General features: G+C 69.7%; 12 protein-coding genes. 2 read left to right on the top strand and 10 right to left on the bottom strand.

Features of this window, described 5'->3' with window-relative positions; translation table 11 throughout:
- Positions 1-108: 108 nt before the first annotated feature.
- The 4 genes from guaA to guaB form a co-directional block, all read right to left on the bottom strand.
- Positions 109-1,695 (bottom strand): glutamine-hydrolyzing GMP synthase, encoded by a 1,587-nt coding sequence (gene guaA / locus E1161_RS12445; RefSeq protein ID WP_235874978.1) that lies wholly within the window; start codon positions 1,693-1,695, stop codon positions 109-111.
- A gap of 142 nt (positions 1,696-1,837) precedes the next feature.
- A complete protein-coding gene (locus E1161_RS12450) occupies positions 1,838-3,538 on the bottom strand; it encodes a GMC family oxidoreductase N-terminal domain-containing protein (protein WP_132622816.1) in 1,701 nt (566 codons plus the stop codon).
- Positions 3,539-3,620: 82 nt separating this feature from the next.
- Positions 3,621-4,751 (bottom strand): GuaB3 family IMP dehydrogenase-related protein, encoded by a 1,131-nt coding sequence (locus E1161_RS12455; RefSeq protein WP_132622818.1) that lies wholly within the window; start codon positions 4,749-4,751, stop codon positions 3,621-3,623.
- A 310-nt stretch (positions 4,752-5,061) separates the two neighbouring features.
- Positions 5,062-6,573 (bottom strand): IMP dehydrogenase, encoded by a 1,512-nt coding sequence (gene guaB / locus E1161_RS12460; RefSeq protein WP_132622820.1) that lies wholly within the window; start codon positions 6,571-6,573, stop codon positions 5,062-5,064.
- Between the two features lie 286 nt (positions 6,574-6,859).
- On the opposite strand from guaB, the gene E1161_RS12465 reads away from it, so the two are divergent.
- Positions 6,860-7,231, top strand: coding sequence for a DUF5319 domain-containing protein (locus tag E1161_RS12465; RefSeq protein ID WP_132622878.1), 372 nt, complete (start codon positions 6,860-6,862; stop codon positions 7,229-7,231).
- 243 nt (positions 7,232-7,474) lie between these two features.
- Here E1161_RS12465 and E1161_RS12470 read toward each other — a convergent pair whose 3' ends face one another.
- The 4 genes from E1161_RS12470 to E1161_RS12485 all read right to left on the bottom strand — a co-directional run bounded on the left by E1161_RS12470 (position 7,475) and on the right by E1161_RS12485 (position 11,667).
- The gene (locus E1161_RS12470; RefSeq protein ID WP_132622822.1) at positions 7,475-8,542 is read right to left on the bottom strand and encodes an anti-sigma-D factor RsdA; all 1,068 of its coding nucleotides are present in this window, start codon (positions 8,540-8,542) and stop codon (positions 7,475-7,477) included.
- Positions 8,543-9,115 carry a sigma-70 family RNA polymerase sigma factor gene (locus E1161_RS12475; RefSeq protein ID WP_093414059.1) on the bottom strand — a complete coding sequence of 191 codons (573 nt, stop codon included), beginning with the start codon at positions 9,113-9,115 and terminating at the stop codon, positions 8,543-8,545.
- Between the two features lie 530 nt (positions 9,116-9,645).
- Complete coding sequence (locus E1161_RS12480) at positions 9,646-10,242, bottom strand: response regulator transcription factor (RefSeq protein WP_029536209.1); 597 nt, start codon at positions 10,240-10,242, stop codon at positions 9,646-9,648.
- A gap of 297 nt (positions 10,243-10,539) precedes the next feature.
- Positions 10,540-11,667, bottom strand: a complete 1,128-nt coding sequence (locus tag E1161_RS12485) for a MerR family transcriptional regulator (protein ID WP_132622824.1) — start codon at positions 11,665-11,667, stop codon at positions 10,540-10,542.
- A 199-nt stretch (positions 11,668-11,866) separates the two neighbouring features.
- Here E1161_RS12485 and E1161_RS12490 point away from each other — a divergent pair, with 199 nt between their 5' ends.
- On the top strand, positions 11,867-12,172 hold the full coding sequence (locus tag E1161_RS12490) for a WhiB family transcriptional regulator (RefSeq protein ID WP_132622826.1): 306 nt from the start codon (positions 11,867-11,869) through the stop codon (positions 12,170-12,172).
- 183 nt (positions 12,173-12,355) lie between these two features.
- Here the strand turns inward: E1161_RS12490 and groL are convergent, their stop codons facing one another.
- Together groL and groES are read right to left on the bottom strand one after the other, a co-directional pair.
- Positions 12,356-13,978 carry a chaperonin GroEL gene (gene groL / locus E1161_RS12495; RefSeq protein WP_132622828.1) on the bottom strand — a complete coding sequence of 541 codons (1,623 nt, stop codon included), beginning with the start codon at positions 13,976-13,978 and terminating at the stop codon, positions 12,356-12,358.
- A 120-nt stretch (positions 13,979-14,098) separates the two neighbouring features.
- The gene (groES, locus tag E1161_RS12500; RefSeq protein ID WP_132622830.1) at positions 14,099-14,389 is read right to left on the bottom strand and encodes a co-chaperone GroES; all 291 of its coding nucleotides are present in this window, start codon (positions 14,387-14,389) and stop codon (positions 14,099-14,101) included.
- Positions 14,390-15,602 lie beyond the last annotated feature (1,213 nt).

Here is a 15,602-nt window from a genome sequence, read left to right on the forward strand (position 1 = left end):
CCCTCTCACGTTGGAAGTGCTCAAGTCCCGGCTCTGGGAGCCAGCAGGCGCATCAGGTTCGGCTACCCGCACCGCTGAGCAGCAGGACCGCGGAGTGCTCGGAGGAGCTCACTCCCACTCGATGGTGCCTGGCGGCTTGGACGTGACGTCCAGCGTCACCCGGTTCACGTCGGGAACCTCGTTGGTGATGCGGGTGGAGATCTGCTCCAGGACGTCGTAGGGCAACCGGGTCCAGTCCGCGGTCATCGCGTCCTCGCTGGACACCGGCCGCAGCACGACCGGGTGGCCGTAGGTGCGGCCGTCGCCCTGCACGCCGACGGAGCGGACGTCGGCCAGCAGCACCACCGGGCACTGCCAGATGTCGCGGTCCAGGCCGGCGGCGGTGAGCTCCTCGCGAGCGATGGCGTCGGCGGCGCGCAGCGTCTCCAGCCGACCCGGGGTGACCTCACCGATGATGCGGATGCCCAGGCCCGGGCCGGGGAACGGCTGCCGGTGCACGATCGTCTCGGGCAGGCCCAGTTCCAGGCCGACCCGGCGGACCTCGTCCTTGAACAGCGCGCGCAGCGGCTCGACCAGTGAGAACTGCAGGTCTTCGGGGAGCCCGCCGACGTTGTGGTGGCTCTTGATGTTGGCCGCGCCCGAACCGCCGCCGGACTCCACGACGTCCGGGTAGAGGGTGCCCTGCACCAGGAAGTCGATGTGGTCGCCCTCGGCACCGGCCTCGGCCTGCAGATCGCGGGCGGCCTGCTCGAAGACGCGGATGAACTCGCGACCGATGACCTTGCGCTTCTCCTCGGGGTCGGTGACCCCGGCGAGCGCGCCCATGAACCGGTCGACGGCGTCGATGGTCACGAGACGGACGCCGGTGGCGGCGACGAAGTCCCGCTCGACCTGCGCCCGCTCACCCGCGCGCAGCAGTCCGTGGTCGACGAACACGCAGGTCAGCTGGTCACCGATGGCGCGCTGCACGAGCGCGGCCGCGACGGCGGAGTCCACACCGCCGGAGAGGCCGCAGATCGCGCGGCGGTCGCCGACCTGCTCGCGGATCGCGGCGACGGTGTCGTCGACGATGGACGAGGTCGTCCACTGCGGGCGGACCCCGGCGATCTCGTGCAGGAAGCGGCGCAGGACCTCCTGGCCGTGCGGGGAGTGCACGACCTCGGGGTGGTACTGCACGCCCGCGAGCCGGCGCTCGACGTTCTCGTACGCGGCGACCGGGGTGTCCTTGGTGCCCGCGGTGACCTGGAAGCCTTCAGGCGCCTTGCTGACCGAGTCGCCGTGGCTCATCCACACCGGGTGGTGACCGGGCAGGTCGTTGTGCAGCCGGCCTCCGTCACCGCTGATCTCGACCTCGGTGCGGCCGAACTCGCGGGTGCCGGTGTGCTCGACGGTGCCGCCGAGCGCGGCGGTCATCGCCTGGAATCCGTAGCAGATGCCGAACACCGGTACCCCGGCGTTGAACAGCTCCGGATCCACCTGCGGCGCACCGTCGGCGTAGACGCTGGAGGGGCCACCGGAGAGGACGATCGCCGCGGGATTGCGGGAGGCGATCTCGGACACCGGGGTGTCGTGCGGCACGACCTCGGAGTAGACCTGCGCCTCGCGCACGCGCCGAGCGATCAGCTGGGCGTACTGGGCGCCGTAGTCGACAACGAGAACAGGCCCGTTGGCGCTGTTGCTTGCGGAACCGGACACGTGGTCGCCGACCTCCTTGGCCATCGCAGTGCGGTCCGGTCATTGTCGCAGGTAACGAAGGCCACAACCGCATCGACCCAGGGATTGCGCATCCCCGCCGCCGGCTGCGGGAACAACGACGCCCACCCATCCCCGCGCGATCTCAGACCACGGGGAGGCGGAGAGCTGCCGGGGCCGACGGCGGGACCGCCGGCGACTTGGGCTCGACCGGGGCGATCTTCCGGTAGCCCTGGGACTGGTCGGGGCGGGAGTCGGGCTCGCCCTTGTTCGGCCACAGGGAGAAGGCGCGCTCGGCCTGGGCGGTGATGGTCAGCGAGGGGTTCACGCCCAGGTTCGCGCTGACCGCCGAGCCGTCCACGATCGACAGCGTCGGGTAGGACCACGCGCGGTGGTACGGGTCGATGACTCCGGTCTCCGGGCTGTCCCCGATCGCGCAGCCGCCCAGGAAGTGCGCGGTCAGCGGGATGTCGAACATCTCGCCCCAGGTACCGCCCGCGATGCCGCCGATCTTGTCGGCGACCAGGTCGTTGGCGCGCTCGCCGGCCGGGATGTAGCTCGGGTTCGGCGCGCCGTGGCCCTGCTCGGAGGTCAGGAACCGCTTGCCGAACACCCGCTTCACGCTGGTGGTCAGCGAGTTGTCGAGGCTCTGCATGACGAGCAGGATCACCGTGCGCTGGCTCCACTTGCGCACCGAGAGCATCCGCAGCGACAGCAGGGGGTTCTCGCGCAGGAACCTCCCCAGCTGCTTCCACCGCGAGCCGTTGCCGCCCTTGGTCGCGGGGATCTGCAGCAGTCCCATCGCGTTGGCGCCCTTGGTGTAGCGGACGGGCTCGATGTGGGTGTCCTCGTCGGGGTGGAACGAGGAGGTGATCGCGACACCGGTGGAGAAGTCGCGGTCGGGGTCGACCTCGCTCATCTGCGCTCCGATGATCGCCTCGGAGTTGGTGCGGGTCAGCTTGCCCAGCCGCTTGGACAGCCGCGGCAGGTCGCCGTTGTCGACGCTGCCGTGCAGGAGGTTCTGCGTGCCCCAGGTCCCGGCGGCGACCACGACCTGGTCGGCGCTGAAGATCTTCGGCCTGCGGTTGAGCTTCGCGCCGGTGCGGGAGGTGGCGATCCGCCAGCGCCCGTCAGCGCCCTCGCCGAGCCGGTCGACCGTGGTGAGCGGGAAGATCTCCGCTCCGGCCCGCTCCGCGAGGTGCAGGTAGTTCTTGACCAGGGTGTTCTTCGCTCCGACCCGGCATCCGGTCATGCAGGCGCCGCACTCGGTGCAGCCGGTGCGCGCCGGTCCCGCCCCGCCGAAGTAGGGGTCGCCGTCGGTGCGGCCGGGTTCGTTGAAGTACACGCCGACCGGGGTCGCGTGGAACGTGTCGGCCACGCCCATGTCCGCGGCGACCTGCTTCATCACCACGTCGTGCGGGGTCTCCGACGGCTGCTCGACCACGCCGAGCATCTTGGTGGCCTGGTCGTAGTAGGGCGCCAGCTCCGACTCCCAGTCGGTGATGTGCGCCCACTGCGAGTCCTGGTAGAAGGGCTTGAGCGGCCGGTACAGCGTGTTGGCGTAGTTCAGCGATCCGCCGCCGACGCCGGCACCGGCGAGGATGAGCACGTCGCGGAGCATGTGGATCCGCTGCACGCCGAAGCAGCCCAGCTGCGGGGCCCACAGGAACTTGCGCAGGTCCCACGAGGTCTTCGGCAGCTCCTCGTCGGAGAACCGGCGCCCCGCTTCGAGCACCGCGACCCGGTAGCCCTTCTCGGTCAGGCGCAGAGCGGCAACACTGCCGCCGAAGCCCGAACCGATCACCACCACGTCGAAATCGGTACCGCCACCACCACGTTGTGCCATGCGCGACAGACTAGAGGAACCTACTGACCAGTAGCTAGCCCCGTTCCGGGGTGTGGGAGGTGAGGTTCGGCTTCGAACCCCGTCACCCGCGCAGCATCAGGCCGACCTTCTGGAACTCCTTGAGGTCGCGGTAGCCCGTCTTGGCCATGGCCCGGCGCAGACCGCCCATGAGGTTCAGCGTTCCGTACGGGTCGCTGCTCGGACCGAACAGCATCTTCTCCAGATCGGCGTCGGTTCCGGCGAAGCCGACGATCTCGCTGCGCGGCAGGTTCGGGTGCGCGGCGGCCGAGGTCCAGTAGTAGCCCTGCGCGGGTGATTCGGTGGACTCGCTGAGCGCCTCGCCCAGCATCACCGCGTCGGCACCGCAGGCGATGGCCTTGGCGATGTCACCGGAGTAGGACAACCCGCCGTCGGCGATGACGTGCACGTAGCGTCCGCCGGTCTCGTCCAGGTAGTCGCGGCGGGCCGCGGCGGCGTCGGCGACCGCGGTCGCCATCGGCACGCCGATGCCGAGCACCTGCGTGGTCGTGGCCGCGCGGGACTGGCCGAAGCCGACGATCACACCGGCCGCACCGGTGCGCATCAGGTGCATCGCGGTCCGGTAGTCGCCGACGCCACCAGCCACCACCGGCACGTCCAGCTCGTTGATGAAGCGCTTGAGGTTCAGCGGCTCGCCGTCGCGGGCCACGTGCTCGGCGGAGATGATCGTGCCCTGCACGAACAGCAACTCGACGCCGGCGGCCAGCAGGTCGGGGGTGAGCTCCTCGGCGTGCTGCGGGCTGACCCGAGCGGCGACCGTGACACCGGAGTTCTTGACCTGCAGGAGGGCGTCGCTGAGCAGGTCCAGCCGGATCGGCGCGGAGTGCAGCTCCTGCAGCCGCGCGATCGGCGCCTCCAGGTCGCTGCTCTCCTCGGCGAGGCGGACAACGTCCGCGATCTTGTCCTCGACGTTGGTGTGCCGGGCCCACAGGCCCTCGGCGTTGAGCACGCCCAGACCGCCGAGCTCGCCCATGCGCACCGCCGAGGCGGGCGAGACGACGGCATCGGTCGGATGCGTGATCGCCGGGATGTCGAAGCGGTAGGCATCGATCTGCCAGGCCAGCGACACGTCCTTGGACGATCGGGTGCGCCGCGAGGGCACGATCTCGACGTCGTCCAAGTCGTAGCCGCGCATGGCGGTCCGGCCCATGCCGATCTCAACCTGATCGCGCACCGTGTGTCCCTCCTAGCAGCGGATGTCCAGCGGGACATTCTCTCCGCAAGCCAGGAACTCCCGCCGCCCGGGTCCCGGGATCACGCTCAGCGCACAACAGAACTCACACCGTCAGGAGAGCGGCGAGCACCGCCTCCCCAGCACACCACCCGAGCAGGCAGCACCGCCGCAGGTCTTGAGCGGCTCTCCGGCGAGGACGGCCACTCCGCCGCGCGATGTGACGTGCGTGGAGGAGTGGACCGCAGTCCAGTGAGCCGCTCAGGTCCTGCTACCCGCACCGCCAAGCGGAGCGGCCGCGGAGCTCCAGGACTCAGCGCGTGGTGTAGTTCGGTGCTTCTACCGTCATGGTGATGTCGTGCGGGTGCGACTCCTTCAACCCCGCCGCGGTGATCCGCACCAGCTTCGCCTCCTGGAGCTCAGGGATCGCGTTGGAACCCGTGTAGCCCATGCCGGAGCGAAGACCGCCCACGAGCTGGTCGACGACCTGGGACAGCGGCCCGCGGAACGGGACCCGGCCCTCGATGCCCTCCGGGACCAACTTGTCCTCGGAGAGCACGTCGTCCTGGAAGTAGCGGTCCTTGGAGTAGGACTTGGCCTGGCCGCGCGACTGCATCGCGCCCAGCGACCCCATGCCCCGGTAGACCTTGAACTGCTTGCCGTTGACCAGCACCAGGTCGCCGGGCGACTCGGCGGTGCCGGCGAGCAGGCTGCCCAGCATGACCGAGCTGGCACCGGCGGCGATGGCCTTGCCGATGTCACCGGAGTACTGGATGCCGCCGTCGCCGATGATCGGCACACCGACCGGCTTGCAGGCGACGCTGGCCTCGTAGATCGCGCTGATCTGCGGGACGCCGACACCGGCGACCACGCGGGTGGTGCAGATGGAACCCGGGCCGACCCCGACCTTGACCGCGTCCGCGCCCGCGTCCACGAGCGCCTGCGCGCCCGCGCGGGAGGCCACGTTGCCGCCGATGACGTCGACGGAGTTGCCCAGTTCCTTCTTGAGGGTCGAGACCGTGTCCAGCACGGCGCGGGAGTGACCGTGGGCCGTGTCGACGATCAGCACGTCCACGCCCGCGTCGACCAGGGCCATCGCGCGCTCGTGCGAGTCCGCGCCGACGCCGACGGCAGCGCCGCACAGCAGCCGGCCGTCGGGGTCCTTGGTGGCGCTCGGGTACTGCTCGGTCTTGACGAAGTCCTTGACGGTGATCAGGCCGCGCAGCTTGCCCGCGCCGTCGACGATCGGCAGCTTCTCGATCTTGTTGCGGCGCAGCAGGCCGAGCGCCGCGTCGGCGGTGACGCCGACCTGCGCGGTGATCAGCGGCGCGGTGGTCATGACCTCGCGCACCTTGCGCGTGTAGTCGACCTCGAAGCGCATGTCGCGGTTGGTGATGATGCCGACCAGCGTGCCGTCGGGGTCGGTCACCGGGACACCGGAGATCCGGAACCGGGCGCACAGCGCGTCGACCTCGGCGAGGGTGTCCTCGGGCGAACAGGTCACCGGGTCGGTCACCATGCCCGCCTCGGAGCGCTTGACGACCTCCACCTGGGACGCCTGCTCCTCAACGGAGAGGTTGCGCTGCAAGATGCCGACGCCGCCCTGGCGGGCCATCGCGATCGCCATCCGGGCCTCGGTCACGGTGTCCATCGCCGCGGACAGCAGCGGGACGCGGAGGCGGACGTTGCGGGAGAGCTGGGTCGAGGTGTCCACCTCGCTCGGGATGACGTCCGACTCGTCGGGCAGCAGGAGCACGTCATCGAAGGTCAACCCCAGCGTCGCGAACTTGTCGGGGAGGCCGGGAGCGGAGAGTTCGCTGGTCATGGCGAGGGATGTGCCTTCCTTCACGATATGGCCCACAAACCTCGAGGTGCGGCTTGCTGGGATTACCACGGCGATCGCGTCCTGCGCTTCAGCTGTGCTGAGTAGCAACGCGGTGTCCGGATAGGGGATTCCCCAAATGATAGAGACCACAGGTCAGGGCGCGGTTGCCCCGTCCCGGCAGGGGTGCGCCAGACCACCGACAGCGGTCGCAGGCGTGTGAAACCCGCCCCGAGAGCCGCGCGCAGGCGAGGCGCCCGGTACCGTGCGGGCCGTGCCGCACGATCCGATGCCACCAGACCCCTTCGCGGGTGATCCGGAAGATCCGAGCATGGCACTCGGTGATCACGACGCCGAGGACGGCCCGCCGCTCGGCGACGAGGAGCGCGCCGAGCTCCTCGCCGACCTGACCGACCTGGCCGTCTACCAGGCACTCCTGGAGCCCAAGGGCGTTCGGGGCATCGTGGTCGACTGCGCGGACTGCGGGGAGTGCCACTACCACGACTGGGAGCTGTTGCGCTCCAGCCTTTCCCAGCTCCTGCACGACGGCCTCATGCGCCCCCACGAACCGGCCTTCGACCCGGACCCAGGCCAGTACGTCACCTGGGAGTACTGCCGAGGCTACGCAGACGGGATGACGGAGAGCGAAAGCGCACTTTGAGCGCGCCCTCCTTAGCGGTTCGCGTCAGGCAAGCGCCGAAGGCGCTTCCTCCTCACCCCACCCGAGCAACCGGCACCGCCGCGAGTTCTCGGACGTCGTCTGGCCAGGACAGCCGTAGCGCCGCGTACCCGTTCACACCCAAATCTCGGATCCCGGAGCCAGACGGCGTCTGAGGTCCCGCTACCGGCACCGCCAAGCAGGAGGAGGACCCCTCTTCCACGAAGAGGAGTCCTTCCCTGCTGATCAGGGCGTTGAGGTCTGCGGTTGGTTGGGCCAGAACCAACCGCCCGACGAGCTCTCCGAACTGCTCGTCTCGCTCGGCGACGTGGTCGGCGAGGTCGGCCCGGTGGTGCTCGACGGCGGGGTGGTGCTGCCGGTGGGCGGCATGCCCGGAGGCGGCGGCAACGGCTGGGACGGGGACGGCTGAGTCGTCGGCGGCAGCGTCGTCGTCGGCGTCGAGGACTGCGAGGAGTCGTTGTCGCCGTGATCGATGCGCATGGTCAGCGACTCGTGGGCGGCCCTGAGCTCGGACAGGCCGTGCTCCTTGTCCACGTCGGCCAGGTGCTGGTCGGCCGACCGCAGTGCCTCCTCGGCGGCGATCCGGTTGCCCCGCTCGACCTCGCTCTCGGCCGTGTCGAGGTCCGTGCGAGCCGAGGCGGCTGCCTGGACCGCGCGCGTGTGATCGGTGTAGAGCACCTGGGCCACGCCCCACAGCATGTCGCCGGGCTGCGCGTCCCGGGCGGCCACGCCGACGCCGGTGAAGGTGATCATCAGAACCGCAGCCGCGGTGGCCACCGGGACGAGGTGCCTGCGGCGCAGGAAGCTGCGCGGTCGGCCGGCCTCGGCGATCGCCGCAACGGCGGTGTCGGTGTCCACCAGGTCACCGATCGGTGCCGAGTCCACGTCCTGACGCCACGCCACCAGCAGCTGTTCCAGGCTGGGGCCGCCGTCGACCGTCGCTGGCACGTCGGGGTTCGTTCCGCCCAGCGCGTCGAGGAGGACGTCGTCCTCCTGCAGCGCGGCCAGGTCGATCGGTTCGTCGCTGAAGTCGTCGAGGTCGGTGAGCTCCTCGTCCGCGTCACCGCGCGGACGGAAGGTCAGCACCTCGGCGCCGGCCTCTTCGCGGGAGGTCTCGGGCTCGTCCGAGCCGGAGTCCCGGTGGTTGTCGCTCAGTTCCGTTCCTTCGCCTGCGGATCCCTCAGCAGGAGCTACGTCCCGCCCGTCTGCATGGGTCGAACGGTCCTGCTCCAGGGCGGATTCCTCGACGGGTTCGCCTCCCAGCTCCCCATCGGGCCCTTTCCGCTCAGCCATTCAGACCACCTCCTCCGCGGACAGCGTCTTCCGCAACCGGGCCAGTGCGCGATGTTGTGCTACGCGCACAGCGCCCGGTGTCGAGCCGACCGCTTCGGCGGTTTCCTCCGCCGACAGCCCGACTACCACCCGGAGCAGCAGGATTTCCCGCTGCTTGGCCGGGAGGATTTGGAGCAACTGCGCCATCCTGCCCGAGAGCTCACCCTGCATCGCCCGCTGCTCCGGGCCGGCCTCGGACTCCGGGGTGTCCGGCATGTCCGCGACCGGTTCTGAGCGGTTGCGAGCTGACGCACGGTGCGCATCAGCCACCTTGTGCGCGGCGATGCCGTACACGAACGCCAAGAACGGACGACCCTGGTCCTTGTAAGTGGGCAGCGCTGTGAGCACCGCCAAGCACACTTCCTGGGCGACGTCGTCCGCTGACGCGAACGACCTCTCGTTTCGTCCGACCCTGGCGCGGCAGTACCGCACCACCAAAGGACGGATTTCGGCCAGCAAGCGCTCAATCGACTGACGATCGCCGTCGACGGCGGCGCTTACAAGAGCGTCCAGCCCGTCCCCCACATTGGTCATCGCAGACAGCAGCCCTGGTGTTACGCGTTCAAGCGATTCGGATTTGCCCGGCGTGTTTCGCGTGCACCGCACGCCGCGCCGTGGTCACCGTACCGGGCAGGGGGCGTTGGCAGAACAGGGACCGGGGGTCGGGGGCCGTCGTCGTCACCCACCCACATCTACCAGAAGCAGTGACCGGCGGTGTTCGTGCAGGCCACCGACATCGTCGTGGTGCGTCGGACACCCGTCGAAGACATCGTCCTGGTGCGTCGGACAGCCGTCGGAGACGATCTTCACATCGCCCCGGTGGAGGTGCGCGACGGCGGCGACGGCCGAGTGGAGGATGTTCTCGCCGTCGGCACCCGCAGTCGGGCCGACCGGAGGTGGCTGTGGTCCACATCATCAAAACCCCCGCGTCGCCGTGGAACACGGCGAGCACGAGCGCGATGCGGGCCACAGCCACTCCCGAGACGTCAGCTCACCGGAAGGCACCCTCGTCGGGCGGTCACCGGCGTCCCCCAGCTCCGTGCCGGTGCCACCTGGTCACCAGCTCAGGCGACGAGACCGCGGCGGAACCCGTGCGCCACCGCTTGAGCGCGGTCGCGAACGCCGAGCTTGCGGAACAGCCGGCGCGCGTGGGTCTTGACCGTGTCTTCGGAGAGGTAGAGCTCGCGGCCGATCTGGCCGTTGCTCTTGCCCTGGCTCATGCCGCGCAGCACCTGGAGCTCGCGCTCCGTGAGCTGCACGCCGGGGTCGGACGGCTGCCGCGGTGCGGGCACCGAGGTGCTTGCCAGCGTGTGGGCCAGCGCCGCGACGAGTTCGGGCCGGGACGCGTCCCAGCGGAGGTAACCGCGGGCACCACCGGCGATGGCCGCGGCGATGCTCGCCGCGTCGTCGGGAGCGCCGAAGACGATCACGTTGGCTTGGGGATGCGCGGAGACGAGCCGACGCGTGGCCTCGACGCCGTTGGGCACGGCGCGCTGGGTTCCCACCAGCACGACGTCCACGGCCTGCCGCGAGAAGCGGGCCAACAGCTCGTCGCCATGTGCGACGCAATCGATCCGACTCACTCCGGGGACAGCTGACATCACACGAGTGAGCCCTTCCCGGACGCTACGTCGGTCATCGCAGATCAAGACCGTCGTCACGGGAACTCCTTCCTGCAGGCGAGTGACGTTCCACATCCCCTATCGGACGCATGCGGCGAAACCTTGACACGATCCGGTGCTCAACTCCCCCAGATTTTCGGCCGCGGACACCTGTGAGGGACGTTCACCGGAACGGAGCAGGCCGCGGCGATTACCCCCTGGAAGGGCTCGACCCCGCGCCATACCTGCGATGTTCACTCGATCGCTGCGGATGTGGCGATCACTTCGCCCGTCCGAACGAACATCGAGATCAACCCCGCAAATAGGTTCTGTGATTTAGGTCACATCATACTCAACTCAGCCCAGGACGGTCGCGGAAACCCGAGACGCGGCGGCCTCGAGCGACCCGAGGAGCTCGACGTGACCGGGCAGCGCTTCGGCCGACCAGCCAGCCCCCGCGACGAACGCGCGAGCCCGCTGCCGGGTGATCGGGATGTCGTCGAGGACGCGCGGAGCCGCGTAGTACGGCTGCTCCGCCCACAGCACCACGGCAGCCGGCGCGGAGCGCTTCACAGCGGCGGCCAGACCCTCGCGCGGCAGGGCGGCGCCGAACAGCCGGTGCCCGACCCGGTTCGCGGCCAGCGCGGCGGCCAGCGCCACGAGTTCGAGCTCCTGGTTCTCGCCGGGGACCGGGGCGAGCACCACCGGGCGCGGGTTCTCCGGCTTCGGCGCCCGAGCGATGACCGAGCGCAGCGCGGTCGACGCGCAGTCGGTGAGCAGCTGGAGCACTTCCACGCCGGTCCCGGAGCGCTGCCTGCGCTCGCTGACCGCGCGCAGCACCGGCTGCAACACCTCCTGCCAGGTCCGGACCACACCGTCGCCGTCCATCGACTCGATCAGCAGCTGCTGCACCGACCACGAGTCCAGCGCCAGCGCGGCACGGCCCAGCCCCCGGGTTCGCGGCCCGGCACCGGAGAGCTTGAGCCCCCGGCCACCGGTGTTGGCCCCTGCCAGGGCGAGTTCGTCATCGGCGCCGTCGAGCACGCCGGACAGCAGCAGCGGCCCGTCCTCGGCGTCGGCCCGCTCCGCCGAGGAGCCGTCCGAGTGGCGCTGCGGGTGCGGTGCCGCGACCGTGCGGGCGTAGCGGGCGGCCTCCATCGGCGAAGCGCCGCGCAGCAGCGCGCGCTGCATCTGCTCCAGGCGAGCGATGTCGTCCGGCCCGTACCGGCGGTGCCTGCCGCTGGTGTGGTCGCTGGGACCCAAGCCGTACCGGCGGTCCCAGGTGCGCAGAGTGGCGGGTGCGACGCCGAGCCTGCGTGCGACCGCGGCGACGCTGAGCCTCGGCTCGTCGTCCAGACCGATCCCCTCCGGCTCCTGCGCTGACGTCTCCGACGCGTCCGCTCGATCACCGGCTGTTGGATCACCGAGCGGGTCGGGGGTGTGCACCCCCGCGATTGGTTCAGGCCGCGTCGTCACCCGGCACATATTCCGGTTCTCACCCGCCGAGAGCAAGCCGGTCGGACTTCGATCACCCCATTTCCAAGGATCACACCAACGATGAACAGCTTTTGGCGCGAAAGGGGTTGAACAAGTTTTGACTCGGTTCTACGGTCGGATCATGCGAGGCTGCGGCGGTCCCGCCGTAGCAAGGGAGGGGATCCACCGGTGGGAGGTGGTTGTCGCAATGGCAGACACTCGACGTCTTCCAGGACCGAACGCCGATATCTGGGATTGGCAGATACGGGGCTCGTGCAGGGGGATGGACAGCGCGTACTTCTTTCATCCGGACGGAGAGCGAGGTCCGGCACGAGCGAGGCGTGAGGCGAAGGCGAAGGAGGTGTGCCAGCACTGCCCTGTGCTAGCCCAATGCCGCACTCACGCATTGGCGGTCCAGGAGCCGTACGGCATCTGGGGAGGCCTGTCCGAGTCCGAACGGGAAGTGATCATCAAGGCGCGCAAGCGCCACCAGCTGGCGGTCGCAGCCGGCTGACCCAGGACCATGACCGGCGGTGGGAGAAGTGCCGCGGGTCAGGTGAGCCGGGAACGGATGGCACGAGGGGCGTCATTCGCTCCCGGCGAAGGCGGAAGAAGATCGGGGCGGTACCCAGGCATGGGTACCGCCCCGATCTTCATGTCGAGCGAGCGGCGCAGCCGCTCGCCCGCATCATCCCGATCAGTGACCGTGGCCGTGACCGTGTCCGTGGCCTGCGGCTTCCTCGGTCTCCTCCGGCTTGTCCACGACGGCGCTCTCGGTGGTGAGCACCATGCGGGCGATGGAGGCCGCGTTGGCGACCGCGGAGCGGGTCACCTTCAGCGGGTCGACGATGCCGACCTGCACCAGGTCGCCGTACTCGCCGGTGGCGGCGTTGTAGCCGGAGCCCCAGTCGAGGTCGCGGACCTTGGACACCACGACGGCGCCCTCCTGCCCGGCGTTGTTGGCGATCCAGAACAGCGGAGCCTCCAGCGCGCGGCGGACCAGCTGCACACCGGTCGCCTCGTCACCGGTCAGGCCGAGGTTGCCCTCCAGCGACTTGGCGGCGTGGATCAGCGCGGACCCACCACCGGGCACGCTGCCCTCCTCCGCGGCGGCCTTGGAGGCCGCGACGGCGTCCTCGATCCGGGACTTGCGCTCCTTGAGCTCGGTCTCGGTGGCCGCACCGACCTTGATCACCGCGACACCGCCGGCCAGCTTGGCCAGCCGCTCCTGGAGCTTCTCGCGGTCCCAGTCGGAGTCGGTCGCCTCGATCTCCTTGCGGAGCTGAGCCGCGCGCTCTGAGACGTCGGCGGCGGAGCCGCGACCGTCGACCAGGGTGGTCTCGTCCTTGGTGACGGTGACCCGGCGGGCCGCACCCAGCACCTCGGGACCGACCTCGGAGAGCTTCAGACCCAGCTCGGGGGCGATGACCTGAGCACCGGTGACGATGGCCAGGTCGTCCATGAACGCCTTGCGGCGGTCGCCGAAGAACGGCGCCTTGACCGCGACGACCTTGAGGGTCTTGCGCACGGCGTTGACGGCCAGGGTCGACAGCGCCTCACCCTCGATGTCCTCGGCCACGATCAGCAGCGGCTTGCCGTCCTGCACGACCTTCTCCAGCAGCGGCAGCAGCTCCTGGATGTTGGAGATCTTCTCCCGGTGCAGCAGGATCTGCGCGTCCTCCAGGACGGCTTCCTGGCGCTCGGCGTCGGTGACGAAGTGCGGCGAGACGAAGCCCTTGTCGAACTGCACACCCTCGGTGAGGTCCAGCTCGGTGGCCAGCGTCGAGGACTCCTCGATGCTGATGACGCCGTCCTCGCCGACCTTCTCCATGGCCTCGCCGATCAGGTCGCCGATGGCCTCGTCGCGCGAGGACACGGTGGCGATCTGGGCGATGTTGTCACGGCCCTTGACCGGGGTGGCCTTGGCCTTCAGCGCCTCGACCACGGCCTCGGCGGCCAGGGTGACGCCCTTGTTCAGCGACGCCGGGTTCGCGCCCGCGGCCAGGTTGCGCAGGCCCTCGCTGACCAGCGACTGGGCCAGCACGGTCGCGGTGGTGGTTCCGTCACCGGCGACGTCGTTGGTCTTGGTCGCGACGTTCTTGGCGAGCTGGGCGCCCAGGTTCTCGAACGGGTCTTCGAGCTCGATCTCGCGAGCGATGGTGACGCCGTCGTTGGTGATCTGCGGTCCGCCGAACTGCTTGTCCAGCACGACGTGCCGGCCACGCGGCCCGAGCGTGACCTTCACCGCGTCGGCGAGCTGGTTGACGCCGCTTTCCAGCGCACGGCGCGCCTGCTCGTCGAAGGTGATCTGCTTAGCCATTTTTGCTACAGCCCTTCAGATGAGTGCCTGATCCCGAACATGCAGCCGCCCCGGCGGTCCCGCGGTCGGGACCGCCGGGGCGGCTGTGCCCACGCTGGGTGGGCGCACGATGATCTGGCGTCAGTTGACGACGGCCAGCACGTCGCGGGCGGAGAGGACCAGGTACTCCTCGCCGTTGTACTTGACCTCGGTGCCGCCGTACTTCGAGTAGATGACGACGTCACCTTCCTTCACATCCACGGGGATGCGGTTACCCTTGTCGTCGATGCGACCCGGGCCGACTGCCAGGACCTTGCCCTCCTGGGGCTTTTCCTTGGCGGTGTCCGGGATCACGATGCCGGACGCAGTCGTCGTCTCGGCTTCGCTCGCCTGGACCACGATCTTGTCCTCAAGCGGCTTGATGCTCGCCACGGTGTGACCTCCACCTTCTGGGGCCTTCGAAGCGTTGGCTGGGAATGACGGCTCCGTTGCTCCCCGTCGTCGCGGGTGCCGGGTCGCGGTGGCGCCGTGCTGCTAGCACTCTACCCAGGAGAGTGCCAGCGCTCAACACCACCCGCTCACTCGAACGCTTGAACGCGACTTCGCGCATTCAACGGCACCGCTCACACCTCGCGGCGAGCGGGTTCATTCAACCCGCACCGAGCCGTCCGCGTTCGCCGTTCCGGACCTTGTTCACCCAACGAGACGACGACGTCACCGAAAGTGGTGGCACGTCGTGTCGATCACCGCCCCCGGGCCCACCTGCGATGTCGTGACGCCTGCTGTGCGCACAGTGATCATTGCTGGTAGATCGGCATGCGGGGAATCTCACCAATGCCTCCAGGTGGTTCACACCGGCGGTGTCCGGTGGCCTAGGTTGCACGGCATGCCAGCCCTCTCCAAGCCCGCGAACCGGCCGTGGGAGCGACGCCCCCGACCCGCTCGCCCGCCTGGTCCGTCCGGCCCCCCGACCCGATCCGGCTGGCGTCCGAAGTAAGCGACGCCTCCGCTCAGAACGGACCGCGCTGCTGCGGTCGCCTGATCTTGCCGACGGTTCACCAAACCCTCCAGGCATGTCGGTAGTTCCCGCTTCGCCAGGCGAGCACCGTCGAACTCCTCGGATGCGTCCGCAGGAAGACCTGGAGGGCTCCGAGAGCCCGATCCCAACGTTCTCTCCTCCGGCCGACTCACCGGCGCGCCGTGCTGCTGGGCGGCGCTGCCGCCTTCGGCGCGACCGCGTCGGCCGCTGCCCGACGGCGTGGTGCTGTGGACCCGGCTCGCCCCCGGAACCCACCAACGACGACGGCCACCCGGCGAAGCCCGACGACGGTTCCCTCGGCCGTCGCGAGGCCGCGTTCCAGGAAAAACTGCGAGAACACGCCGCCACGTTCGAGTTCCAATCCCAGCGGCGTCGAACTCCGGCTGCACCCGCGACTTCCGCGTGTTGCGCGGGTCAACTTCCACGTCATCCACGACGACCCGGACTCCCCGAGCTGGTCCCGGCCTGACCCCAGGACGAGCCCGGAACACCGCCGCAATCGAGGCCTGATCGCGGACGTGATCGGGTCACCCGTGGGCGGGCGGGAGGTGGCAGACTTGGGGTGTGCGCGTGGTGTGGGTGGTTCTCGGGGTGGTCGTTGGGGGG

Origin of the sequence: Saccharopolyspora aridisoli (genome assembly GCF_004348445.1) — a bacterium.
GTDB lineage: Bacteria > Actinomycetota > Actinomycetes > Mycobacteriales > Pseudonocardiaceae > Saccharopolyspora > Saccharopolyspora aridisoli.